This is a genomic window from Streptomyces sp. NPDC058646 (genome assembly GCF_042716875.1).
Classification (GTDB): domain Bacteria; phylum Actinomycetota; class Actinomycetes; order Streptomycetales; family Streptomycetaceae; genus Streptomyces.
In genome coordinates, this window is sequence record NZ_JBHXRK010000005.1 from 1 (window position 1) to 23,490 (window position 23,490).

Genomic DNA, 23,490 nt, shown 5'->3' on the forward strand with positions numbered 1-23,490 from the left:
AGCAGGAGGCAGCGCGGCAAAAGGGGGCAACCCGGAGGCACAGAACGGACAGGCCGAGCGTCGCTCCATCCGGCGCAGACACAAACTCCGCCTGAAGGAAGCCCTGCTCGGCAGGTCCCGTGGCGGCCTGACCAGCAAGATTCATCTCGCAGCGGACCGAAGATGCCGTCCGCTCGCGTTGGTCCTGACCGCCGGACAGGCCGGGGACAGCCCGCAGTTCGTTCCCGTGCTCGCGCGGGTGAAGGTCCGCCTGCCCGTCGGCCGTCCCCGCACGACTCCCGGCGCGGTCGCCGCGGACAAGGCCTACTCGTCCCGCGGCAACCGCTCCTACCTGCGCAGACGCGGTATCAAGGCAGTCATCCCGGAAAAGCGGGACCAGGCCGCCAACCGCAAGAAGAAGGGCACACGAGGCGGCCGACCCTTCAGCCACGACGCCGACCTCTACAAGGAACGAAACACGGTCGAGCGCCTGATCAACAAGCTGAAGGCCTGGCGAGGCATCGCCACCCGCTGCGACAAGAGCCCGGACAGCTACCTCGCCGGCCTCCACCTCCGCGCCGCAATGATCTGGATCGACCACCTGATCAAGACCACCGAATGATCACGACATCACACAGGCCCTAGTAGCCGGGGGTGAAGTAGGCGCCGGGCTGGGGCACGGCGTAGGCGTTCCCCAGGCTGAAGGGAACCGTGACCCACGGGGACGCGTTGCCCGCGGCGCCCACCGCGATCGCCTCGACGAAGTGCCCTCCCTCGTTCCAGGCCCAGCCGGGCTGCCAGGTCCAGCTGCCGTCGGCCATGACCCCGCACGTGCCCAGGGCGACCCCGCCCTCCTGGAACTCCACGCGGACGGCTCCCGGGGCGTATCCCGAGAAGGTCACGGCGGGGCCGTGCAGCTGCTGGCGGGCGGCCGGGGCCGTCACCGTCAGTACGAGGGGCTGGGCGGGCATCGGCGCCTGGACCGGGGCGGCTGCCGCGACCGGGGCGGGCGCGGCCTCCTGCGCGGTCTCCGGGTCCACGGCGGTGAAGATCACTTCGGTCCGCTCGGACTGGTAGTTGTTCGCGTCGGCCGCGAAGAGCCGGATGACGTGCCGTCCCTTGGCCCAGGGCTTGTCCCGCTCCCAGGTCCAGCTGCCGTCGGCGGCGACGGGCGCGGCGCCCTGGTACTTGCCGTCCTCCCACAGGCTGACCCGTACCGCTCCCGGCGCCGTCCCCACGAAGCGGATGGCGTCGCGGGCCGTCCGGTCGTTCGCGGCCGGACTCAGGACCACCGGCCGGGGGAAGGAGTCGCCCCGTACCTGCGAGGTCTCGGTGAGGTACGCGTCGATGGCCGACGTGTCGCGCTCCGGCTCCTCGCAGCCGTTGCGGACCATGCCGATCCGGGGGGCGATGCCGTCGACGAGGAGGTTCAGCAGCCCCATGATGGCGGGGAGGTTGCGCAGCGTCACCTTGCCGTGACCGGTGATCAGGGAGGAGTCGTTGTACACGAAGTTGAAGTTCTCGTGTCTTTGGAACAGCCCGATGAACGGCTCCACCTGGCGGGTGTACTGCTCGTCCTGGGGCGAGGAGATCAGGTAGATGTTGGCCGAAGGGTTGGCCCCGCTGCGCACCAGATCGGGCAGGACGGAGTCGAGGACGCGGACGTTCTGCTCCGTCACCTCCCCCATCATCAGGCGGGCCGCGCTGGGGATCCCCTCCTTGACGTACGTTCCGATCAGGAACTGGGGCACGCTGGCCAGAATGTTCCGGAAGCCGTACTTCAGGCCGAAGTAGATCGCCGCGCTGCCACCCTTGGAGCTGCCGAACATGGTGCAGTCGTCCGGCGTCAGGGAAAGGGAGTTCATGACGCGGGAGATGAGTCCGGCGACGGACTGTTCCAGGGCGAAGTCCATGCCCTTGCACAGGTAGTAGCTGTTCGCGCCGTCGAACAGGTCCCTGATCCACAGGATGTTCGACCGGACCTTGTCGAGGACACCGTTCGACCATCCGTACTCGCCGGGCGCGGTGAAGTTGGCGAAGACGACGACCAGGTGCCGGTTTCCGTTCTTGGCGTGGGAGAACCGGTATTCGACGGGCACCGGCCCGGAGGACTCCACGCCGGTGAAGATGCGGCGCGTGTTCTGGGCTGCGTTAGACATGCTCGGAATCCATTCTTCTCACCGCTTGCCGTGGCACCTGGTCGAGGGTCTGCTGACGCCAGGGCGAGGCCTGGCCGATGTTGTCGTGTCCGGGCGCGCCGCCGACCGGCGCCTGCGCGTGCGCGGGGTCGAGGTCTCCTCCGGCGATCAGGATGCGGTCGGTCAGCCTGGCCGAGGCGTGGCCGTCGTCGAGGTCGCAGAACTCCTGCTGGAACCAGCGGTACCGGGCGGCGTAGTCCTGCTGGACCCGGTCGAGGTGACGGATCGCGCCGATCAGTTCCGGGGAGTTGAACAGCAGGGGGCCGGGTGCGGACTGCTCGAAGTCGAAGTAGAAGCCCCGCAGGGTGTCCCGGTAGTGGTCGAGGTCGTACGTGAAGAAGAGGATCGGCCGCCCGGTGTTGACGAAGTCGAACATGAGGGAGGAGTAGTCCGTGATCATCACGTCGGTGATGAGGGAGAGGTCCGCCATGTCCGGGTAGTCGGACACGTCGAACACGAAGCCGTCACCGGCACCGGGCACCTGGTCCACCACGTTGGGATGGCGCCGTACCAGGAGGACGTGGTCCCGGCCGAGCTGCGCGCGGGCGTCCTCGAGGTCGATGCGGAAGTCGAGCTTGTACTTGCCGGGCGCGTAGAACTGGTCGTCGCGCCAGGTCGGCGCGTACATGATGACCTTCTTGTCCGGCGGCAGGCCGATGCGGTGGCGCACCTGTGCGGCGCGCTGCCCGGAGTCCGCGCGGCGCAGAACGTCGTTGCGCGGGTAGCCGCTCTCGACCATCTCGCCGGGGAAGCGGAAGGCGCGCTGGAGGATCGGGGTGCTGAAGCTGTTCGGGGACACGAGCATGTCCCAGTTCTGCACCTCCTTCTCCACCCGCTCCAGGTACCGCTTGTCAGCGAAGTGCACGGCCTCGATGTCGTGGCCGATCTTCTTGAGCGGGGTGCCGTGCCAGGTCTGCACGACGATCTGGCCTTCGCGCTTCTGGAACCAGTCGGGCAGGTGGTTGTTGGCGATGACGTACCGCGCCCGGCCGAGGGCCTCGTACCACTCGGGGGACCACATGCGGACGGGGCGGGCGGTGGGGGGCACGGCGACCTGGTCGTCACGCACGACCCACAGGTGCTCGACGGGCACGCCCCGGCGGACCATCTCCTCGTGCAGTGCGCGCGGGCTGTCGGAGTACTGCGTGCCCTTGAAGGCGTCGAAGAGCACGGTCCGGGTCACGGGCTTGCGACGGGCTTCCGGGTACTTCTTGGTGCGCATCAGCTTCTGCCGGTACGGTCCGCGGGCCTCGTCCGGCATCGCCGAGTGGACCAGGAGGGAGAGCCGGTCGTACGCCTCCGCCTGGAGTTCGTAGCGCCGCTCGTCGACGGTCAGTTCGCTGGGGAGCGCGGGGATCAGTTCCTGCGTCATCTTGACCATGAGGTCGCCGGACCGGTTCTCCGGAGCGACCGCGGAGGGGTCGTGGCGGCGCAGGAAGAAGTCCCAGCGGCCGGAGGCCAGCGGGATGTCGCCGGCCAGGGTGCGGACGGCCGCGGGCGCCAGGACGAAGCGGAACTCCTGGCCGTACCAGGTGACCGGGACGACGCGTTCGGCGCCGTGGGCGCGCGACCGTACGACGATGTGGGCGGAGGCGAACTCGGCCGCGCTCAGCCTGTCCTCCGCGGCGTAGCTCACGGCGATCTCGAGGGAGCCGTCCTCGTGCCAGGTGGCCGACGTGGCCAGCGGCAGGGTGTCCCGCTCGAACAGCACCACGTATCCGGAGCCGTTGCGGTGCACGAACACCTCGCGGTCACCGGTGTCGGTCTGCAGTTCCGCGGGCAGACGGTAGTGGCCGTCGGTGGCGTCCTCGGCCATCACGGGATAGATGGCCGCCTTGCGCCCCTCGACGTGGAGGGTGGTCTTCCAGCCGTTGCTGCCGGTGTTCCAGGTCTGCGGGATGCCGTCGGTGGACGCCGTGCGGTGGCCGGGGACCAGGGCCTTGACCGGGATGCGGGTGACGAAGGTGTACCAGCCTTCGCCGCCGGGCTTGAAGTGGACCCAGGAGTCGTTGCGACCGGCGCCGCCCATGCTCGTCACCCGGAACTTGCCCCACTCGGGCATCTTGGGTCCCAGGTACACACCGCGCAGTTCGAGGTGGTCGCCGGCGATCCGGTGCCGGGTGATGCGGCAACGAACCCTTTCCACACGGAGCTTGAGCTTGCCCTGGAGGAAGAGCGGTACCACCCGGGTGTTCTTGTCCACGTAGTGGTAGGGCGGGTTCGCGGCGCTGCCCGCGCCACCGCGGACGATGCCCTTGTAGCGGAACAGGCCGCGGCTGAGCACGCCGGCCGCCACGTCCCACGTGCCCTCGGTCCACTCGCCCTTGCGCTTGAGCCGGGAGACGTCGAAGCGGACCTGGAAGCCGGACCAGTCGTAGCAGTACCGGTTCTGCTGGGAGTGCTCGGTGGCCTGCGGATAGTAGGTGGTCTTCGCCTTGGCGACGAGGACGCGGCCCTGCTTCTTGTTCCGCAGCGCGATCGCCTTCATCGACATGTGCCGCTTGTGCACGTTGATGAAACGGACGTAGGCGCAGCCCTCGAGGGTCAGTTGGCCGGAGTCGTCCCAGCGGGCGGCGGTCAGCGAACCGTGCAGCGACAGTTCCTTGTCCAGCCGGTACGCGCTCTTGTCGAGGCCGACCGAACGGTCTCCGAGGTACGGGTAGTTGAGGTACCGGTGCAGGCGCCGCTGGACGGGCAGCGGTCCGCCCTTGCGCTCGAACTCGACGACGTCGAGCAGTTCCTTCAGCCGGCCTTCGCGCACCAGGAGCCACTTGACGCGGGCGTCGGCGGGAAGCTCGTCGATGATGTCGTCGTCGGCCTCGTCGAGGAACTCGTTCGCCCAGCGCATGAACGCGTCGCGGTACTCCTCGTCGGCGTCCGGCAGCACCTTCAGGTGCAGCATCAGGTCCGACTTCAGACAGGCGAGGTCGTACTTGCGCTTGTGCTCGCTGTAGGAGCGGGCGCGGTGTCCGGCGAGGAAGCGGCTGACCGACTGCACGGCGGAGACCCGGTCCCGCAGGTTGCTGAACTCGGTGTGCCGCTGGGTGATGGAGGGGGCGGCACCGCCCTCGCGCCGGCGCCAGAAATAGACGACGTCCGTGAGGATGTCCACCTTGGCCGCGCGGAAGTGGGCGAACATGTTGACCCAGGAGTCCTCGTACATGACGCCCTCGGGGAAGGCCATGTAGTGGTAGTCCCAGAAGGACCGCCGGAACACCTTGTTCCACACGGTCCGGTCGTAGATGAGCTCCGGCAGCTTGGTGATGTGCGTCCCGCGCTTGGCGCGCTGCATGGGCGCTTTGTGCAGCGGCGACTGCCACCGCTTGGTGGAGTTCATCATCTGGACGTTGCCCGAGACGAAATCGGATCCGGAGGCTTCGAGGGTCTGTACGAGCAACTCGTAGGCGTACTCGGGGATGACGTCGTCGCCGTCCACGAACGCCAGGAACTCGGCCTGGGGATGGGCTGCGCGGATGCCGACATTACGAGCATGACCCGGACCCATCGGCTCCTGGCGCAGCAGCCTGAAACGGGGGTCGCGGCGGGAGAAGTCGGCGGCGATCGCGGTCGAGGAGTCGGTCGAGCCGTCGTCGACCATGATGACCTCGAGGTCGCGGAACGTCTGCCTGGCTATCGACTCCAGACATTCCTCGAGGTAGATCTCGACATCCTGGAACGGAACGACGACACTCAGGCGGGGCGTACCTGCCACTCAGAAAACTCCTCGATCGTCACACTCGTCGCCGGAGCGCGCCGAGTTGCCGCAACGCGCCACCGGCCCGCCCCTGACTCCGGCCACACACCGCCCCCGCGCACTCACCCCACCCCTGAGCCTGCGATCCGCACACTTATGCGATCCTCACAGGGCCAGCGCAGCGTAAGCCACTTGATGAAGGGCGGGCAAGTGTGAGGGGAGCCGCCGTCCCCTTGAATATTCACACCTGCGAATGTGCGGCCACGTTCCGGACGTGAGCGACCCGCCAACTCCCACCGGTTCGGGCACGCGTGCGCCGACGGGCGCATTCCGGTCGCCTCGGACCCGCACCCCGGTGAGGAATGTCACCCCACCGTGCGCCAGGGGCCGAAGGCGAGGCCCGGGGCGGCGAGATCCTGCCGGGCGATCCGCAGTCCGCCGTCCATGTCGACCATCGCGATCGCGACCGAGCCGTGGGCGTCGAGCGCAACCGCCGGGAGCCCGGCGCACCGCTCCCCCACGGGGGCCCACCAGGCTCCGTACTGCTCACCCTCCGTCGGGTAGGCCGCGATTTCGGGATACCCCTCGGCGCCCCGCTGCAACAGGACCGTGCAGTCATACCCGTTGAGGTGCGTACGGACGACGCCGACCGGGCCGATCCCGCCTGAACCGCCCAGAGAGGCGGGCCGGCGCCCCGGCCCGGCAGCGGCCTGCGGGCGGTAGGCGATGACACTGCCGTCCGCCGGGTGGCGCCAGAAGTAGGTGCCGGAACCGGGGCCCGTCTCGTGACAGCTGTACGTGCCCTCGACGGCATCGGCCTCCGTGCGCCCCAGCCATCGGAAGTCGCCTCCCGGCACGTCCTGGCCCCAGTACGCCGCCCCGCCGCGGAACGGGGCGAGGAACTCCGCGCGTCCCTGGGAGGTCACGAGCGGAACGACTGAGCCCCGCACCCATTTGCCCTGGTAGTCCGCCCAGTCGCCCCACCTGCCGTCGGCGTACTGGGTGCGGCCGCGCACACCGGCTCCGAACCGGGCGACGACGACATGCAGCGAGCCCGCTCCGTCGGACAGGACCACCGGGTCCCCCGGCGGCGGGGCCTGTGCCTCCGCCGCGAACGGATTGCCCACCGTGCGCCAGTCGCTGAGCGGCCGGCCCGTCTGGTACTGGGCCGCGATGACGAACTCGCGGCCGTCCGGAGCGCCGTCCCGCTGCCGTACGCCGGCGAACCAGACGAAGCCCTGGGCGTCCTGGGCCAGCGTGAACCGGCCGGTCCAGCCCTCTACGGGGAACAGGTCCGGTCCCTGCCAGCGGTCGGAGCCCGGGGCCGATTCCGTCCAGCGCACCACGCCCTCGGGGCAGCTCGCGTAGGCGGTGAGGCGGCCGTCGCGGCCCAGGCGCAGCCAGCCCGGGGTCGCCCCGCCGCCGTCGGCGGCGGTGGCTATCGCGGAGCCCAGGACCGCGGGCGGAGCGGTGACGTCCCGGTCCGCTTCCGCACGTCCCCGTCGCGCCATGTCCTGCCCACTCCCGCCCGTGCTCTGCTCGTGCTCGTTCCGCTGCGTACGTCGGCCGGTCCAGCCGGGCCGGGGGACAACTTACGGCAGTCCGCCGGGGTGCCGGCCCCTGGGTCCGGGCTTGCCCACCCCCGCCGTCCGCGCTCAGTGGCCGCCGCGCGGTTCCCGGCAGCCGCCCTCCATGTACGCCCCGTGGGCCTCGACCTTGACGGGGCTGCCGAGCCATCCGGTGACGCAGGGGCCGACCCCCTTGATCGCGTAGGCGAAGCCCAGCGCACCGCCGCTGCGGTAGACGTCGCCACCGGCGATCTCGTAGCCCAGCGCCGTCAGCGCGGACGTCAGCCCCTCCTCGGTGACCGGCATGACGGCACCGGGCCCGGCCAGGGCGTTCTTGATGCGGCGCGCGTGCGCCTCGCCCCGGCACCGGGCTTCGGGCTTCAACCCGGCCTGCTTCTTGAAGGCGTTGTTCTCGGCGTGCTTGGCCGCCTCGGGGTCCGTGGGCAGGGCGTCCGGCGGGCCGGAAGCGGCGGCCGTCGCCGTCCCCTCGGCGGCGCAGCGTGCCGCGATGTCCGGAAACGCTTTGTCGTGCGCGGCCTTGGCGACCGCCGCGTCCGCGGCGACGTCCGGGGACCGGGACGCGGACGCGGACCCGGACGGGATCCCGGTGGCGGAGACGGCCGACGGAGCACCGCCCCCGTCCGCAGCCCGCGTGCTCCCGCAGGCGGTCAGGGCGAGCAGGCCGACGGCCAGCGTGGCGGCGGTGAGCAGGGTCGGGCGTGTCACAGAGGTCTCCGTTTCCCTCACGGGCGGGCAAGGTTGCCGATTATGCCCGGCCGGTGTCGACCGCCGGCGTGCGGTACGGGGTGCGCGCCGTCCCGCCGGGAGGACGTCATCAGGCCAGTTTTTGACCTGCCCCTGACAATTCAAGGTCCCTGTGCCACGCTCCGTGGCGCACTCCCCGCGAGGCCCGCGGGCCTCGCCTCACCCCCACAAGGACGTGACAAGGAGGAGCGACATGAGGCACATCCCCACGCTCACCGCACTGGCCGCACTGGTGGTCGCGGCAACCGTCACCATCACCGTGCCGGCGACCGCGGCAGGACCCGCGGCCGACCAGAAGGCCGACGGCGTGATCGTCGTGGCGGGCAGCACCTGCACGTGGACCGGAGCGAGCACCAGCGCCGCCCCGCCCAGCGCCCTCACTGTCGACCGCACCACGGTCAACAAGCCCGGCGGCAACCTCAGCTGTGACGGGAACATCACCGCATCCCTCAACAACAACCCCGCCTTCGCCTTCGACGACACCGCCGGCGTGGTGACCACCGACCTCATCGACATCACCGGCAAACAGAGCTTCATCTCCTGCCGGTACAAGGCGACGAGCCTTGTCTGGGACAGGGACGGGACCACCCGGAAATACGTCAACCGGCCCTTCACGGCCACCAAGACCTCGGGCAGCTTCCTCTGTCCGGGCTCGGTCACCACCGCGGCCGGGGACGCCTCCGTGCTCTTCCGCTGACCCGCCGGGGTGTCCCGCTGACCCGTGGCACGGTCATCGGCTGCCGGTCCCGTACCCCAACCTCGCGGACGGGACCGGCAGTCCGCCGCCGAGCCCCGGGGCACTCCGTGGCCCGTCGGTCTCCGTCAGGCTCCGACCGAGCCGAGGGCGGCAAGGATCTCGCCCGTGGTGGTGACCTTGCCGAGGCGCGGGGAGATCTTGCCGAAGGTGTGGGCGTGCGAGTCGGCGTCCGTGTCGGCGGTGGCGTCCTCGGCGAAGACCAGCTCGTAGCTGTGCTCCCAGGCGGTCCGGGCGGTGGATTCGACGCCCGCACTGGTGGAGATGCCCGCCAGGACGATGCGGTGGACGCCCCGCCGGCGCAACTGGAGGTCCAGCTCGGTGCCGGTGAAGGCGCCCCAGTGGCGCTTGGTCACCACGATGTCGCCGTCGGCGGGGAGTTTCGCGGGGAACTCGGAGAAGGCCGGGGGCGGCGCGGCTGCCGGACCGGGCCGGTCCGCGGCCGCGACGGGCAGGTCCCCGCCGTCGGCCGACCAGGCCACCCTGACGAGTACGACGGGCAGCTTCCTGGCCCGGAAGGCTTCCGCCAGCCGGACGCCCTGGCGGAGGACCTCGTCGGCGGGGCGGCTGACGGGCAGGGCGAGGATCCCCTTCTGAAGGTCGATCAGGACGAGGGCGGTCTGCGCGTCGAGGTTCAGGCCGGTCATCAGGAGGCTCTTCCTTCGGTTCGGTCCGACGGGCGGACACAAGGACACCGGAGGCGAGCGCACACCGGCGCGGGCGGTCCTACTGCCGCCTGCCGGGGCCCTTCCCGGCCTCCGGGGCGATCAGGGCGGTCATGCCGGGGTCCAGCTCGGAGCCGTCGACGAGCAGGGCCTCGACCGTGCGGGTCTCCGGGTCGATGTCGGCTTCCATACCCTCGCCGGTGTAGCGGGGGTAGCCGGAGGCGCCCGTGGCGCCGGTCGCCTCGACGACGGCCGACCGCAGGGGGTGGTCCGCCTGGGGGGCGCCGGTCCGGTTCTTGACGTGCTCGGGTACCAACAGGATCTCGAAACGCTGCGGCTCGGTGCTCATGGCCCGACGCTAGACACCGCCGCTGCGGCCGTGCAAGAACCGTCGGGCCCGGCGGGGAGCACGGCGGGCAAATGTCACGAGGTCGGCTCTGTGGCCGGGGGCGTACGAGTCCCGCGCGGGCGACGACCGGGCCGATGAGGTACGCCGTGAAGGTGGGGGTCAGGGCCAGGCGCAGGAAACCCCGGGAGAGGTCGGTCAGGTCCACGAGGGCCCGCTCGGCGGTGGTGAGTCAGCGCAGGGCGGCGCGGTCGTGGTGGACGTAGGTGGCGCCGGCGCCGGTGAGCCGTACGGCCCGGCCGGCGCCGGCCCCGGCCCCGAGGGCGGGGAGCGCACCGTCATCACGCTGGCCGGCAAGTACTTTCCGACGAAACCCTTCTGAAACGCCACAGAGCCTTCCGCCCGACTGCTGGGGGAAGGCTCTGCCACGTGCGGGTCGGTGCCCAAGGGCCCGGCCTCGCGACCGGTGCGTGCCTGCGGACGTGACGGATCCGTGGATCCGGGCGGAACAAGCCGGGGCCCCGTGGGCACTCGCGCAGGCGTCGGAGGCCCCGGCTCGCAGAGGGGACTTCGTCAGCTGCCGGCCGAGAGGTTGCCGGACAGGACGGGGATGTTGCTGAGGATGTGCGAGAGCGGCTCGTCACCCTTGGCCTGGGTGGAGTTCTCGGTGCACTGCTGGTTCTGCGGGTTCGACAGGATGTTGACGTCCTGGACGCCGATGTTGGCGAGGACCGCCACCAGGGACTGGGCGTTGACCTTGGCCGGAAGGCCGATGCAGGGCTTGTTGAGCGTGCCCTGGACCAGGCCGAGCTGCGGGCTCAGGTCGCCGTGGGTCTTCTGGTTGCCGTAGATCTGCTGGGCACCGTTGCCGTTGACCGTGTTGATCCCGTTGTCGTTGCCGATGGCCATGGCCGGGGCGGCCATGGCGGCACCCACGCCTACGAGGGAGGCGGTGGCGGCTGCGGTGGCCATCATCTTCTTGATCATCATTGGTCCTTCTGTTGCACGAGTGCACGGTGGTGAGCGCCTTGATCAACGGCGGACTCCGGGGCGGGTTGCGCAGCTTCACCCGTTCAGCCCCCCGCACCGTCCGCGCGGACGGCAATCCGCAGGTCGGTCACACAGGGCTGTCGCCGGATCCGGGCAACCGGCGTCATGGCCCCATGACCCCGGGCTCCGGACCCCCGGCAGGCGGGTCGGCGAAGTCCCTCGGGGGCTCAGGTCCGGGCTGCGTGGGTCCAGAACTCCCGCATCAGCGCGGGGGCCTGCGGGCTGTCCATCTCGCGCTGGGTGAGCAGGACGGTGACCGTGCCGGTGGCGGGGACCACGTGGGCGGCGGTGCCGGTGCCCCCGATCCAGCCGTAGCGTCCGGGCACGTTCCAGGGGTCGAGGCGGGCCACGTCGACGGAGCCCCCGTACCCCCAGCCCTGCCCGTCCAGGAAGAGCGCGCCCGCCTCGCGCTGCGGTGCGCTGAGGTGGTCGGTGGTCATCTGCCGCACGGAGTCCGCCGAGAGCAGCCGCCCGCCCGGGTACGCGCCCTCCGCGAGGAGCAGCCGGCCGAAGGCGTGCAGGTCGTCGGCGGTGGAGACGAGCCCGCCCGCTCCGGAGGGGAACGGGGGCACGGAGCTCCACTGGCCGCCGGGCGCGTCGGCCAGGTCCAGGGCCTTGCCGTCGGGGGCTGTCCGGTAGTAGCTGGTGAAGCGGTGGAGTCCGGCCGGCGGCACGGCGAAGCCGGTGTCGCGCATGCCGAGCGGCTCGAAGACCCGCTCGGCCAGCAGGTCCGGGAGCGAACGGCCCGCGGCGCGCGCGAGGAGCACCCCGAGGATGTCGGAGCAGGTGTTGTACAGCCATTGGTGGCCCGGCTGGTACAGGAGCGGGATCCGGGCCAGCGTCGCCGTCCAGGCGTCCGGCTCCGCGATCCGCTGGGGCTGCGGCGGGCCCTGCTGCAATTCGCTGATCAGGGGCTGGAGCGCGGGCAGAGAGAAGTCTGAGGGGAAGCCGTACCCGGCCCGGGAGGTGAGCAGGTCGGCGACGGTGATCGGGCGGTCTGCGGGAACGACGTCGTCGACGAGTGAGGACGGCGTACGGACGACCACCGGTGCGGCGAGTTCCGGCAGCCAGCGCGCCACGGGCGCGTCGAGGGCGAGGAGCCCGTCCTCGATCAGCATCATCGTGGCCGCCGCGGTCACCGGCTTGGTGAGCGAGGCGACCCGGAAGTGGGAGTCGCGGGCCATGGGCGCGGTGCCGGCCGTGTCGAGCGAGCCGACCGCGGCGGCTTCGACCTCGTCGCCGCGGGCGATCAGTGCCACCGCGCCGGGCACCGTCCCGTCGATGACCCAGGCCTCAAGGAGACTGCGCAGCTCGCTCATGGTCCACCTTCTCGTGCGTACGGGACGCGCCGGGAGGGGACCGGCGCGGGACGTCGTAGGAGAAGACTGCCGCCGCGGCCCCCGTTCACCGGTACGACACGGCCGCGACGCGGCGTCCGCCGGACGGACCCGCGGCCGCGTCTCCACGACAGCCGCCCCGGTCCCGCCTCGGCGGGCGGCCGCCCGAACTTCCGTGCCCAGCCGCCTCCTTGCCCCCGTGGCGCACCGGTCCCCCACCCCACCGTTCAAGATCATCCGGAGCGGAATGACCCGTACGACCACGACGAACACGCTGCATACGGCAACTCCCGACGATGCTCCGCCGATCGGTCGCCCCCTGGCCCGCGGCCGTTCCCGACGCGGACACCATCCGGGATCTGCGGCTGCCGGGAGGCGGCCCGGTGCTGTGGGGTGATGGGGCGCCCGGCGGCCTGAGGGGCGCCCGCGCGGGCCCGGGCGGCAGGGCCTCAGGCCGCCGGGACCACCGAGACCCTTATCGCCGCGGCCCATTCCTCCAGCAGCATCGCGTGCCGGACGCGCTCGGCGTCGGACAGACGGCCCTCGGCGCGGGCGAACAGCCCGCGGATGTCCGAGTTGATCTCGGCGAGGGGACGCTCGGGGGCGGGATGGTCAGGGGTCGGGCTCACGTGATCAAGGATAGGGGGCCGCTCGGGGCGCGGTGGACGGTGTCCGTCATGCGGACGCGTCCGCGGGCGCCCGGAACGGACCCGTTCGGCGAGGACCTCCGTGCGGTGGGCCTCGTACGGCTCCCGCCGCACCGGAGGTCTTCGCCCTGCTCCTGACCGGCAGGACACCCCCTAGGGGAGGGAGAGTCTGCCCCGCTTGAGCCGGAGGATCTCGTCCGAGGCCGAGGCCACGTGCGGGGAGTGGGTGACGACGATGACGCACTTGCCCTCGTCGCGCGCGAGCTTGCGGAACACCTCGATGATGTCGGCCGCGGTGTCGTGGTCCAGTGCGCCGGTGGGTTCGTCGGCGAAGAGGACGTCCACCTCGCAGGCCAGGGCCCGGGCGATGGCGACGCGCTGCTGCTGGCCGCCCGAGAGCTGGAGGGTGCGGCGGTGCTGGTCGGCCCGGTCGATGCCGAGGAGGTCCAGGAGTTCCACTGCGCGCTGCTTGTGGCGTCGCCCCTTCACCCGGGTGATCTCCATGGCGGAGGTGATGTTCTGGACTGCGGTCATGTACGTGAGCAGGTTCAGGGACTGGAAGACCGTGGCGGCGTGCTGGTTGCGGTAGGTGCCGAGGCCGATCTCCCGTACGTCACGGCCGTCGAAGCGGACGGTGCCCGCGGTGGGCGTGTCCAGGCCGCTGGCGAGTGACAGGAGGGTGGTCTTGCCGCTGCCCGAGGGGCCGATCACCGCGTACGTGCGGCCCGCCTCGAAGGCGTAGTCGATGCTCTTGAGGACCGTGCGCTTCCCGGATCCGGAGCGGTAGGTGTGGCTCACGCCGGCCAGTTCGAGGATCGCCGCCATGGTCAGTTTCCCTTCGAGAGGATGTCGCGGGGGGAGGCGCAGCACGCGGACGCCGGGCAGGAGCGCGGCGATCGCGAGGCCGGTGGCGCCGATCCGGCCGATGTCGGCCGGGCCGACGCGGATGTCCATGCGGTCGATGGGTGCGGGCTCGTCCTGGCCTGAGGTGGAGGGGGAGCCGGAGCCTCCCGCGATGGCGCTGGGGTCCGGTCGCCGGTTCTCGGAGGCGGCCTGTTCCCGTGCCGAGGAGACCTCGCCGGCGAGCAGCCGGTCGCCGACGGCCTGGGACAGGAACTGGCCGCCCGCCGCCGCGAGTCCGACGGCCACCAGGGCGCAGGCCGCGACCTCCACCAGGTGCTGGGCGAGCAGTTTCGGCTTCCGTTCGCCGAGGGACAGCAGGATGCCCAGCTCGTTGCGGCGTTCGCGCAGGTTCGAGGCCACGACGAGGGCGAGGATCGCGGTTCCGCCGACGGCCACGTCGGACACGGAAGAGGAAGGACAGGGGCTGCGGCGTGCGCGTACTGGTGGTGGAGGACGAGGCGTACATGGCGCGGGTCCTGGAGATCGGACTGCGCCGGGAGGCCATGGCCGTCGACGTCGTGCACGACGGGCAGGCCGCCCTCGACCGCCTGGCCGTCCACGACTACGACGCGGTGGTCCTCGACCGGGACCTGCCCGAGGTGCACGGCGACGAGGTGTGCCGGCGCCTCCAGACCCTCGACCCGGGGTGCCGGATCCTGATGCTCACGGCGGCCGGCCGGCTGGGCGACAAGGTGGCGGGGCTGTCCCTGGGGGCCGACGACTACCTGTCCAAACCCTTCGACTTTCCCGAGCTGGTGGCCCGGCTGCGGGCCCTGTACCCGCGCAGCCCGGCCGCGTACGCGCCCGTACTGGCCTTCGCCGACGTCACCTTCGACACCCACCGCCGGCGCGTCGCGCGGGCGGGCACGGAGGTCCGGCTCACGCCGAAGGAACTCGCCGTGCTGGAGCTGCTGATGCGTGCCGAGGGCGGGGTGGTGAGTGCCGAGTACCTGCTGGAGAAGGCGTGGGACGCGCACGCCGACCCCTTGACCAACGCGGTGCGGCTGGTGGTGCACACGCTGCGCAGGAAGCTGGGCGAGCCGCAGCTCGTCCGGACCGCGGTCGGGGCCGGCTACTACCTCGGCGACGCGTGAGCCGCCGCCCCCGGCCGCGCGGCCCGCGCACGCGCACCCGCCGCCTCGGCATCCGGGGCCGGCTGTTCGCCGGGTTCGCGGGTGCGCTCGCCGTCTGCGCGGCGCTGATGGTGACCATCATCTACGTCGGCATCCGCTACGTACCCACGTACGACATCCCGGTGCGGCTGGCTTCCACGGGCCCCATGCCCCCTTCGTTCCAGGGGTCGGAGGGCCCTTCGGGGCCGGATCCGCAGACCCGGGAGTCCCCGCAGACCGGGCAGGTACCGGCCAAGGGCAGCCCGTACGAGGGGGCCGCCGCCACCAAGTCGGTGCGTACGAAGCAGGACGTGTGGGCGGCGGTGCTCGGCGTCTCGACGGCCGGGGTGCTGGTGATCATGGCGGTGGGGCTGGGCGCCGGGTGGGTCGTGTCCCGGCGGCTGCTCGCGCCCCTGCACGAGGTGAGCCGAGCCGCCGCGAAGGTCCGCGACGGGAACCTGTCCTACCGGATCGACGCGGACGGGCCGGACGACGAACTCCGGCAGCTGGCCGACACCTTCGACGGCATGCTGGAACGGCTGGAGGAGTCCTTCGCCGCGCACCAGCGCTTCGCCGCGAACGCCTCGCACGAGCTGCTCACCCCACTGGCCACGACCCGGGCGATCCTGCAGATCGCCGCCGAGGACAGCAGCGGCGAGGAGCTGGCCGAGCTGGCCCCGATGCTGCGGGAGACCAACGAGCGCAACATCGCCGTGGTCCGGGCCCTGCTGGACCTGGCCGGGGCCGAGCACGCGCCCTTCGACCCCGATCCGGTGGACCTGACGGCGCTGGTACGGCAGACCGCGCGGGAGCGGGAGTTCTCGGCCGGACAGCGGGACGTGGTCGTACGGGTGCATGCGGCGGCGGGAGCCGAAGTACCGGGGAACGCTGCGCTGCTGCGCCAGTTGGTGACGAACCTGCTCGACAATGCGATCGGCCACAACACCCCGGGCGGTGAGGTACGGCTGGCCGTCCGGCAGGGCGACGGCATCGTCCTGGAGGTCGAGAACACCGGCCCCCGCGTGGACGGGGCTTGCATGGAGCGGCTCTTCGAGCCCTTCTACCGGGTGCGGCCCCGGGTGGGCGCGGGGCACGGGCTGGGACTGGCGATCGTCCGCTCGATCGCGGCGGCGCACCGGGGCTCGGTCACGGCGGAGACCCGGCCCGAGGGCGGCCTGAACGTACGGGCCAGGTTCCCGGCCCGCTGACTCCCTCGGCCGGGTGCCGGGCCACCGGGGCCCGCTCGGCCGGGCACCGGACCGCCGGCGCCCCGGACGGCGCGCGGCGGGCGCGCGAGGTCCGGGGCCGGGAGCGGGGTCTCGTCAGTTGTCGGACCCGACGGTGTTGTCGTGCCCCGCGTTGAACACGTCGTCGGCGGCGAACTGGAGCCAGTCGCCGAAGACGAGCGTGTACGAGGTCTCGGCCGGGGCGTAGACCACGACGTCGGCACTGGCCGCGGACGCACCGCCGAGGACGATGGCACCGGCGGCGAGGACGGACAGCACGGAACGGACGGAACGCATGGATCCACCTTTCGAGGGGGGGGGAACGGGCACCCCAGAACCTAGAGAGGACTCGTTCCGCTGTCCCGGCGCACGGCCGGGCACGGCCAAGACCAAGCCGATTGGACGAGCGCGGGGCGGGAGGACCCGGGGGCCTTCGGCCGGCCGGAAGGGGCCCTCTACCCTGGCCCCATGAAGATCATCGACCTTGAGCCCGGCGACCCCCGCCTGATCGGCGACCTGCTCCCGGTGCTGCGCGAACTCCGCCCCCACCTCACCGAGGACCTGTTCCGCTCCGTCCTCGCCGAGGGCCACCCCCAGGGGCTGCGCTTCACCGCCGCGTACGACGCGGACGGACACTGCGTGGGCGCGGCCGGCTGGCGGACCGTCGCCAACACCTACCTGGTCCGCAAGCTCTACGTCGACGACCTGGTCACCAGCGCCGCCGCCCGCTCCACCGGGGTGGGTCACGCACTGCTCGCCCACTTGGAGGACCACGCCAGGGCCGCTTCCTGCACGACCCTCGCCCTCGATTCGGGAACCCAGCGGACCGAAGCGCACCGCTTCTACTTCCGCGAGCGGATGTCCGTGACGGCCTTCAGCTTCGAGAAGCCCCTCGGCTGAGCAGCGGCCCCCGCGCAGCCGCGGGTTCGGTCGCGGGCCGTGACCGAACCGAAGCCGCCCCGAGGCCCGCTCGGTCTCGTGGCCGGAAACGGTGGTTGCTAGGTTCCGGGTCAGCCGACCTCGGGGGACCGAACTCATGCCTACGCCTGCCGGACGCCGCCGTGCCCTGACCGCCGCGGCCACGGCCGCGCTCCTGCTGGCGGGGCCGGTCGGCTGCGGGGACGAGACGGGCGCGGCGGCGCCCGCGGGCGCGGCCGTGCCCGGGCCGCCGGGCCCCGCCACCCCCTCCGGTTCCCCCTCGCCTCCGGCGAGCGCGAGCGCGTCGGGGGCGGGGGTGGCGTCGCAGGCGGGGGCGGCACCGGCTTCCGCCGCACCGTCCGTGCCGCCCCGCGCCACGGCCTCCGCGCCGGCGCCCCCGTCCTCGGCACGGGTGACGACCGCGCCCGCGGCCCCGACACGGCTGACGGTGGCGGTCGAGACCAGGAGCGGGCGGCTGGCCCTCGTACGCGGCGGGCCGGCGCAGGAGTTCACCGTCACCCTGCGCAACGGGAACTCGGCGTCGTACGGGCACCTGCTGGTCGCCTTCCAGATGGAGTTCCTGCCGGGCGGACCCGGCGACCGGCCGGGGACGGGGCCGGGCTTCCAGCTGGAACGCTTCGACCAGGCCTCGGGCTCCTGGCGATCCGCCACCCTCAGGATCGCCAACGACGCCCTGCCGGAGGCTCTGTTCACGGGCGGCACGCCGCTGGCCCGGGACTCCGTCCGCGTCGAGCGCTACCGGCTGCGGGCGACCGCGGGCGGGCCGACGGGCAGCAGCCCGGTGGTGGTGTCCTTCATCGACACGGACACCGACCGGCAGGTCGCGGGCCACGTCTCGCTGCCGCACGGCACCCGCTGATGTCGTCGCTGTTACCGTCACGGCATGTCCAAGACCGAAATAGACGTGGTGACCGCCGAGTTCTACGGCGCCTTCGACAACCGGGGCGGCCGCGCGGCCGACGTGGCCCGGATCCGCCGCCTGCTCATTCCGGGCGGTGTGATCGTCAATACCGGCCCGGAGTTCACGGCCTACACCGCCGACGAGTTCGTCGAGCCCCGTGAACGGCTGCTGGCCAGCGGCCGTCTGGTGGAGTTCTCCGAGTGGGAGACGTCCGAGCGCACCGAGATCTCGGGCGACATCGCCTCGCGGTTCGGCGAGTACCGCAAGTCCGGGATCCTGGACGGCGAGCCCTTCGAGGGCGGCGGGACGAAGACCATCCAGTTCGTGCGCACTCCTGCGGGCTGGCGGATCACCGCGTTCGCCTGGCACGACCGGCCCTGACCTGTCGCCCCGGCATCGGGGGCGGCCGGGGCCGAGTATGACCGAACGGTCACAAGATCTGCCGCGGGGAACGGACCGGGCACGGTGTCCCTCTAGGGATGCGGCGGGGTTCCTGCGGGGCCCCGCCTTACGGTATCGGCATGAACCGGCGGGCCGCCGGTCACCGCGCGTGCGGTGCGGCGGCGGCTGCCTGGGGTGAGCGGCAAGGCGGGGCAGGAATGAAGGCGGTAAGGGTGGCGGGCGGTTCCCCGGACGGTCCGGAGGAGGAAGGAACCGAGGTCGCGGCGACGGAATCCGGTACGGCGGGCACGACCGCCCCCGCCGGCGGCGGCCCGGACGCGACCGAGGCGCCGGCCGGCACCGGCGACCCCGAGAGGGCCGGGACACCGGACGCCGAGAACGACGGGCCCGAGGAGCCGTCCGCCGAAGCTGCAGCCGGAACCGCAGCCGAGGCGGACGCGGACCCGGACACCGGTGGCGCCCTGCCCCGGGGCGGGACCGGCGACGCGACGCCCGAGGAACCCGAGGCCGACGCCGGGGTCGACGAGAACGACGCCGCCCCCGCGGCCGGCCAGGATGCCCCTGCCGCGCCCCGCCGGGAGGGCACGGCCGACGCCACGGACGAGGCGGAGCCCGACGCCCGGACCGCCGGCAAGGCTGCCCCCGCAGCCGCGCCCGACGCCACGGACGAAGCCGAGCCGAAGGCCGAGCCCGGGACCCCGACCGAGGCGAAGGCCGACGCCGACGCCGAGGACGAGCCCCACACGAAGGCGGACGCCGAAGCCGAGACCGGCCCGGCCGACGCCGAGGACGAGCCCGCGGCCAGGCCCGGGGCCGACGCCCCACCCGCAGCCCGGCCCCAGGCGAAGGCCGAGGGCGACACCAAGGCCGCCGGAGCCGACGCCAAGGACGAGGCCGGGACAAACCAGGCCGACACCGAGCCCGAGGCCCGGGCGAAGGCCGACGGTGACACCAAGACCGGCCGAGCCGACGCCAAAGACGAGCCCCAGGCGAAGACCGACGCCGAGACCGCGCGAGCCGACGCCAAGGACGAGCCCGGGCCCCAGGCGAAGGCCGACGCCGAGACCGGCCCGGCCGACGCCAAGCCCGAGGCCCGGCCCCAGGCCAAGGCCGACGCCGACGCCGAGACCGCCCGAGCCGACACCAAGGACGAGGCCGGGGCAAAGACCCCAGCCGACGCCGAGCCCGAGACCCAGACCCAGACCGAGGCAAAGGCCCAGACCGACGCCGAGCCCCGCCGGGCCGACGCCGAGGCCAAGACCCAGGCCGACCCCGACGCCGAGGGCACCGGCGAAGCCGGGGCCGGGCCGGCGGGGCAGCGGGTGCCGTCCTGGGCCCGGGACGCCGGGCACGACCCCGAGCGGACCAGCCGGTTCGTCGCACTCAAGGACCTGGACTCCCCCGCCCCCGCCAAGGCCCCGGTTCCGCCTCAGACCCGAACCCCGGCCCCGGCCTCAGCCCGGCCGGCGGTCGTGGAGCCGACCCGCGAGGCCCCGCTGCCGCCGCTGGACCTGCTGGCCGAGCTGACCAACACCGCTCCCCCGCCGGAGACCCCGCGCCGGACGGCCCTGCGGCGCGTCAAGGTGTGGACCCCGATCCTGCTCCTCCTGGCGGGTGCCGCCGCCGGTGCCCAGCTGCTGCGTCCGCTGCCCTCCCCGCAGATCGTCGCCGCCGCGCAGACGCACACCGTCGACGGGCAGTTCTCCGTACCGTGGCCCGCCAAGGGCCAGGGCGCCGTCCGGGTCCCCGGCTCCGGCGACATCGGCACCTTCGGTGAGCAGAAACCCGTACCGACCGCCAGCGTCGCCAAGGTGATGACGGCGTACGTCGTCCTCAAGGGCCACCCGCTGCGCAAGGGCGAGGCCGGCCCGCAGATCGTGGTCGACGCGAAGGCCGTGGAGGAGGGCACCTCCGAGAACGAGTCCCGGATCGAAGGGCTCACCGTCGGTGCCAAGTTCAGTCAGCAGGACATGCTGAAGATGCTGATGATCCCTTCGGGCAACAACGCCGCCCGGCTGCTGGCGCGCTGGGACACCGGCACCGGCTCCGAGGCCGCCTTCGTCGAGAAGATGAACGCCGCCGCGAAGGAACTCGGCATGAAGGACACCACGTACACGGACCCCAGCGGTCTGGACGCGGGAACCGTCAGCACCGCCACGGACCAGCTGAAGCTCGCCGAGGCGGTCATGAAGGACGAGGTGTTCCGCGCGATCGTCGCCCTGCCGAGCGCCGAGATCAAGGGACTCCCGAAGGCCATCCAGAACAACAACGACCTGCTCACGGTCAACGGCCTGAGCGTCCGGGGCATCAAGACGGGGTCGAGCACGCCGGCGGGCGGGGCCCTGATGTGGGCGGCGTACAAGTCCGTGGGCGACGAGACCCCGCTGATCCTGGGCACGTTGATGGAGCAGCGCGTGGACGGCCCGGACCTCAACGCGGAGAACAGCCTGAAGCTGGTGAAGGCGAACAGCCGGAAGATCATCGAGGCGGTACGGGGAGCCCTCGCGTCGACCCCGGTGGTCCGCAAGGGCCAGGTCGTGGGCCACGTGGACGACGGCCTCGGGGGCCGCACCCCGCTCGTCGCCACGAAGGACCTGAACGTGATCGGCGTACCGGGGCAGCAGCTGACGCTCACCCTGCGCGGGGGATCCTCGCCGACCCCGCACACCGCGAAGGCCGGCTCCGAGCTCGGCGTCCTGACGGTCGGGGACGGGGAGGGCGCGAAGAGCATACCCGTGGCGGTGCAGGGCGCCCTGGCGGAGCCCTCCTTCGGCACGCGGATCACGCGTCTGGGCTAGAACGCCGCGCGGCTCCTCGGGGGTGTCCACCCCGCCGTACGGAGGCGGTCGCCGCCCCGGGAGTTCCCCGGGGCGGCGACCGTCTCCGCGTTCGTGCCGCGCGCAGCCGTCACACGTTCGGCGGCACCCGGGACGGGCGGCCCGCGCCGCGCGTGAGGGAGTACCCGAAGAGGCCCGCGAGGGCGGCGAGTACTCCGCCGGCCGCGGTCCACAGCCAGCGGTCGGACCACCAGCCGCCGGACCAGCCGCCCTCCGGCTCGCGCAGGGCCCCGGTGACGGTGGCGGGGACCAGGGGCGCCGCGAGGGCGCCGTCCACGGCGTGGGCGCCGCCGGTCTCCGCCACCGTGGCCTCGACGGCTGCGCGCACCGGCAGGCCCAGGTCCTCCTCGGGCAGGTCGAGGACCGTCAGCCGTACGTAGTAGCTGCCCGGCAGGGGGTCGTTGGACCAGGGCTCCGCGCCGGCCCGGACGGTGCGCAGGGTGCAGGACAGTTCGACCGTGGGGGCATCCTTGGCGGCGGCCCGGGCCTGTGCGCCGTAGGTGCACGCCTGGCGGCGGCGCAGCCCGTCGTACACGTCGAGCTGCCAGGTCGAGGCGCCGTGCCGGAGCGCCGGTTCGGGCAGCGTGACCGCGGCCTTCACCGTGACGCGCTGCTGCGCGTCGACGGGCAGCACCCAGTAGAGGTAGTCGCCGGTGGACGCCCCGGCGGTGGCCTGCTGGCCCGGTCGCAGCGGTGTGGCGGTACGGAAGCCGGTGCCCGCCTCGGTCGGGGCGGCGTCACCCTTGCCGTCGGTGGGGCGGGGGCTCGCCGGCGGGGTGCCGGCGGCTGCCGTTCCGGCGGTGGTGAGGGCGGCGGCCGCGGCCAGCAGGGCGGCGGTCAGCACGCGTACGGTACGCATCAGTTGGTCCTCCAGACGGAGATGCGCCAGCGCGAGATCCAGCCCCACACCAGCCCGGCCACCAGTCCGGTGAGCACGAGGGCGGCGAGCAGCCACCAGCCGCGCCCGAGTCCGAACGCGGCCGCGTCGGACGGCTCGTCGGGTCCGTCGACCAGCTCGACGGTCAGCTCCAGCGGCATGCCCGGGGTGGTCTTGACGGAGGCGGGTGCGGAGAAGGAGTTGCTGACCTGGATGCAGACGGTCTCCGCGGCCCCTTCGCCGTCCCGGCCTCCGGCGCCGTTCCCGTCCTCCCCGGAGGCGTCGGTCCCGGCCTTCGGGTAGCGCAGGCCGGTCGAGATGACGTCGGTGCGCCCGTCGCCCGCCTCGGAGCCGCGGACGATCTCCCGCCCGTGGAGGGTGGTGGCCCGCAGCAGGAGGCCGTAGTCGTTGTTGACGGCCCGGTCGGCGGCGAGGCTGACGGAGGCGCGCAGTTCCTGGCCGGGGCGGACGTCGACCCGGTACCAGCGGTGCTCGCCGAAGGTCTCGCGGTCGCTGTAGAGGCCGGGCTTCAGCTGCGGGGCGTTCGCGCACTGCTGCGCGCCTTCGGTGGCCACCGGGTTGACGGCCGGGTCGGCCGCCCGGTCCACCAACTGTTTCACCCTGCTGGAGAGTTCGTCCTTGTGCTGCACCGCGGTGTACGTGCCGCCGGTGGCTTCGGCGATGCAGGTGAGCTGGGCGCGGGTCTTGGCGTCGGGGACCAGGCCGAGGGTGTCGATGACGAGGTGGATGCCCTTGGCGGCGATGTCGCGGGCCACTTCGCAGGGGTCGAGGGGGGCGCAGGTGTCCTCGCCGTCGGTGATGAGGACGATCCGTTTGGTCGCTTCACCGCCTTCGAGGTCCTGGGCCGCGCCGAGCAGAGCCGGTCCGATGGGCGTCCAGCCGGTGGGGGCGAGGGTCGCGACGGCGGTCTTGGCCTCGGTCCGGTTCAACGGCCCGACGGGGTAGAGCTGCTTGGTGTCCTTGCAGCCCTGTTCCCGGTCGTCACCGGGGTAGGTGGCCCCCAGCGTGCGTATGCCGAGCCGTACTTCGTCGGGGACCGCGTCGATGACCTCGTTGAAGGCCTGCTTCGCGGCGGCCATCCGGGACTGGCCGTCGATGTCGGTCGCGCGCATGGAGCCGCTGACGTCCAGGACGAGGTCGACCTTGGGGGGTTCCTTGGCCTTCGGCCCGTCGGCGGCGGTGGCGCTCGCCGGGAAGAGCCCGACGGCCAGGGCGGCGAGCAGGCCGCACGCCCCGGCCGCAAGCCGTGTTCTTGTGATCATCGCCGGA

Annotated in this window: 22 protein-coding genes and 1 pseudogene; 9 read left to right on the top strand and 14 right to left on the bottom strand. The window is 72.4% G+C overall.

Annotation, left to right across the window (positions count from 1 at the left end; all coding sequences use genetic code 11):
- A partial coding sequence (locus ACFWUZ_RS07985; protein ID WP_384368903.1) for an IS5 family transposase occupies window positions 1–601 on the top strand: 601 nt, incomplete at its 5' end.
- A 19-nt stretch (window positions 602–620) separates the two neighbouring features.
- Here ACFWUZ_RS07985 and ACFWUZ_RS07990 read toward each other — a convergent pair.
- The 4 genes from ACFWUZ_RS07990 to ACFWUZ_RS08005 all read right to left on the bottom strand — a co-directional run bounded on the left by ACFWUZ_RS07990 (window position 621) and on the right by ACFWUZ_RS08005 (window position 8,165).
- The gene (locus ACFWUZ_RS07990) at window positions 621–2,138 is read right to left on the bottom strand and encodes a hypothetical protein (RefSeq protein WP_384368906.1); all 1,518 of its coding nucleotides are present in this window, start codon (window positions 2,136–2,138) and stop codon (window positions 621–623) included.
- Window positions 2,131–5,889, bottom strand: coding sequence for a CDP-glycerol glycerophosphotransferase family protein (locus tag ACFWUZ_RS07995; RefSeq protein ID WP_384368909.1), 3,759 nt, complete (start codon window positions 5,887–5,889; stop codon window positions 2,131–2,133). Before ACFWUZ_RS07995 ends, ACFWUZ_RS07990 begins: the two co-directional genes overlap by 8 nt.
- Before the next feature lie 347 nt (window positions 5,890–6,236).
- Entirely contained in the window at window positions 6,237–7,382 is a 1,146-nt protein-coding gene (locus ACFWUZ_RS08000; protein ID WP_384368912.1) for a hypothetical protein, read from the bottom strand.
- Between the two features lie 144 nt (window positions 7,383–7,526).
- Window positions 7,527–8,165 (bottom strand): hypothetical protein, encoded by a 639-nt coding sequence (locus ACFWUZ_RS08005; RefSeq protein ID WP_384368915.1) that lies wholly within the window; start codon window positions 8,163–8,165, stop codon window positions 7,527–7,529.
- 232 nt (window positions 8,166–8,397) lie between these two features.
- Here ACFWUZ_RS08005 and ACFWUZ_RS08010 point away from each other — a divergent pair, with 232 nt between their 5' ends.
- On the top strand, window positions 8,398–8,901 hold the full coding sequence (locus ACFWUZ_RS08010) for a hypothetical protein (RefSeq protein ID WP_384368918.1): 504 nt from the start codon (window positions 8,398–8,400) through the stop codon (window positions 8,899–8,901).
- A 125-nt stretch (window positions 8,902–9,026) separates the two neighbouring features.
- Here ACFWUZ_RS08010 and ACFWUZ_RS08015 read toward each other — a convergent pair whose 3' ends face one another.
- The 3 genes and pseudogenes from ACFWUZ_RS08015 to ACFWUZ_RS08025 all read right to left on the bottom strand — a co-directional run.
- Window positions 9,027–9,605, bottom strand: a complete 579-nt coding sequence (locus tag ACFWUZ_RS08015) for a hydrolase (RefSeq protein WP_384368921.1) — start codon at window positions 9,603–9,605, stop codon at window positions 9,027–9,029.
- A gap of 79 nt (window positions 9,606–9,684) precedes the next feature.
- Entirely contained in the window at window positions 9,685–9,972 is a 288-nt protein-coding gene (locus tag ACFWUZ_RS08020) for a hypothetical protein (protein WP_384368924.1), read from the bottom strand.
- 118 nt (window positions 9,973–10,090) lie between these two features.
- Window positions 10,091–10,270, bottom strand: a pseudogene (locus tag ACFWUZ_RS08025) (transcriptional regulator CynR); the annotation flags it as partial.
- On the opposite strand from ACFWUZ_RS08025, the gene ACFWUZ_RS08030 reads away from it, so the two are divergent.
- Window positions 10,223–10,351, top strand: coding sequence for a hypothetical protein (locus tag ACFWUZ_RS08030; protein ID WP_384368928.1), 129 nt, complete (start codon window positions 10,223–10,225; stop codon window positions 10,349–10,351). The pseudogene ACFWUZ_RS08025 and the gene ACFWUZ_RS08030 overlap by 48 nt on opposite strands.
- 191 nt (window positions 10,352–10,542) lie before the next feature.
- Here ACFWUZ_RS08030 and ACFWUZ_RS08035 read toward each other — a convergent pair whose 3' ends face one another.
- The 4 genes from ACFWUZ_RS08035 to ACFWUZ_RS08050 form a co-directional block, all read right to left on the bottom strand.
- A complete protein-coding gene (locus ACFWUZ_RS08035; protein ID WP_384369666.1) occupies window positions 10,543–10,956 on the bottom strand; it encodes a rodlin in 414 nt (137 codons plus the stop codon).
- Between the two features lie 230 nt (window positions 10,957–11,186).
- Window positions 11,187–12,338 carry a serine hydrolase domain-containing protein gene (locus ACFWUZ_RS08040; protein WP_384368931.1) on the bottom strand — a complete coding sequence of 384 codons (1,152 nt, stop codon included), beginning with the start codon at window positions 12,336–12,338 and terminating at the stop codon, window positions 11,187–11,189.
- Window positions 12,339–12,805: 467 nt separating this feature from the next.
- A complete protein-coding gene (locus tag ACFWUZ_RS08045) occupies window positions 12,806–12,985 on the bottom strand; it encodes a hypothetical protein (protein WP_384368936.1) in 180 nt (59 codons plus the stop codon).
- 171 nt (window positions 12,986–13,156) lie between these two features.
- Window positions 13,157–14,302, bottom strand: a complete 1,146-nt coding sequence (locus tag ACFWUZ_RS08050; RefSeq protein ID WP_384368938.1) for an ABC transporter ATP-binding protein — start codon at window positions 14,300–14,302, stop codon at window positions 13,157–13,159.
- A 35-nt stretch (window positions 14,303–14,337) separates the two neighbouring features.
- Here ACFWUZ_RS08050 and ACFWUZ_RS08055 point away from each other — a divergent pair, with 35 nt between their 5' ends.
- Window positions 14,338–15,000, top strand: a complete 663-nt coding sequence (locus tag ACFWUZ_RS08055; protein WP_384368943.1) for a response regulator transcription factor — start codon at window positions 14,338–14,340, stop codon at window positions 14,998–15,000.
- Entirely contained in the window at window positions 14,997–16,226 is a 1,230-nt protein-coding gene (locus ACFWUZ_RS08060) for a sensor histidine kinase (protein WP_384368946.1), read from the top strand. The genes ACFWUZ_RS08055 and ACFWUZ_RS08060 overlap by 4 nt, the downstream gene beginning before the upstream one ends.
- A 114-nt stretch (window positions 16,227–16,340) precedes the next feature.
- On the opposite strand, the gene ACFWUZ_RS08065 is transcribed toward ACFWUZ_RS08060, so the two are convergent.
- Window positions 16,341–16,541: a hypothetical protein gene (locus tag ACFWUZ_RS08065; RefSeq protein ID WP_384368949.1), complete on the bottom strand. Its 201-nt coding sequence runs from the start codon at window positions 16,539–16,541 to the stop codon at window positions 16,341–16,343.
- 171 nt (window positions 16,542–16,712) lie between these two features.
- Between ACFWUZ_RS08065 and ACFWUZ_RS08070 the strand changes: the two genes are divergently transcribed.
- From ACFWUZ_RS08070 to ACFWUZ_RS08085, 4 genes are all read left to right on the top strand, one after another.
- The gene (locus ACFWUZ_RS08070) at window positions 16,713–17,144 is read left to right on the top strand and encodes a GNAT family N-acetyltransferase (RefSeq protein ID WP_384368952.1); all 432 of its coding nucleotides are present in this window, start codon (window positions 16,713–16,715) and stop codon (window positions 17,142–17,144) included.
- Between the two features lie 136 nt (window positions 17,145–17,280).
- Window positions 17,281–18,042: a hypothetical protein gene (locus ACFWUZ_RS08075; protein ID WP_384368955.1), complete on the top strand. Its 762-nt coding sequence runs from the start codon at window positions 17,281–17,283 to the stop codon at window positions 18,040–18,042.
- A 24-nt stretch (window positions 18,043–18,066) separates the two neighbouring features.
- A complete protein-coding gene (locus ACFWUZ_RS08080; RefSeq protein ID WP_384368958.1) occupies window positions 18,067–18,465 on the top strand; it encodes a DUF4440 domain-containing protein in 399 nt (132 codons plus the stop codon).
- A 218-nt stretch (window positions 18,466–18,683) separates the two neighbouring features.
- Complete coding sequence (locus ACFWUZ_RS08085; RefSeq protein WP_384368961.1) at window positions 18,684–21,284, top strand: serine hydrolase; 2,601 nt, start codon at window positions 18,684–18,686, stop codon at window positions 21,282–21,284.
- 109 nt (window positions 21,285–21,393) lie between these two features.
- On the opposite strand, the gene ACFWUZ_RS08090 is transcribed toward ACFWUZ_RS08085, so the two are convergent.
- Together ACFWUZ_RS08090 and ACFWUZ_RS08095 are read right to left on the bottom strand one after the other, a co-directional pair.
- Window positions 21,394–22,182 carry a hypothetical protein gene (locus ACFWUZ_RS08090; RefSeq protein ID WP_384368964.1) on the bottom strand — a complete coding sequence of 263 codons (789 nt, stop codon included), beginning with the start codon at window positions 22,180–22,182 and terminating at the stop codon, window positions 21,394–21,396.
- Complete coding sequence (locus ACFWUZ_RS08095) at window positions 22,182–23,483, bottom strand: VWA domain-containing protein (protein WP_384368967.1); 1,302 nt, start codon at window positions 23,481–23,483, stop codon at window positions 22,182–22,184. The genes ACFWUZ_RS08090 and ACFWUZ_RS08095 overlap by 1 nt, the downstream gene beginning before the upstream one ends.
- Window positions 23,484–23,490: the final 7 nt, after the last annotated feature.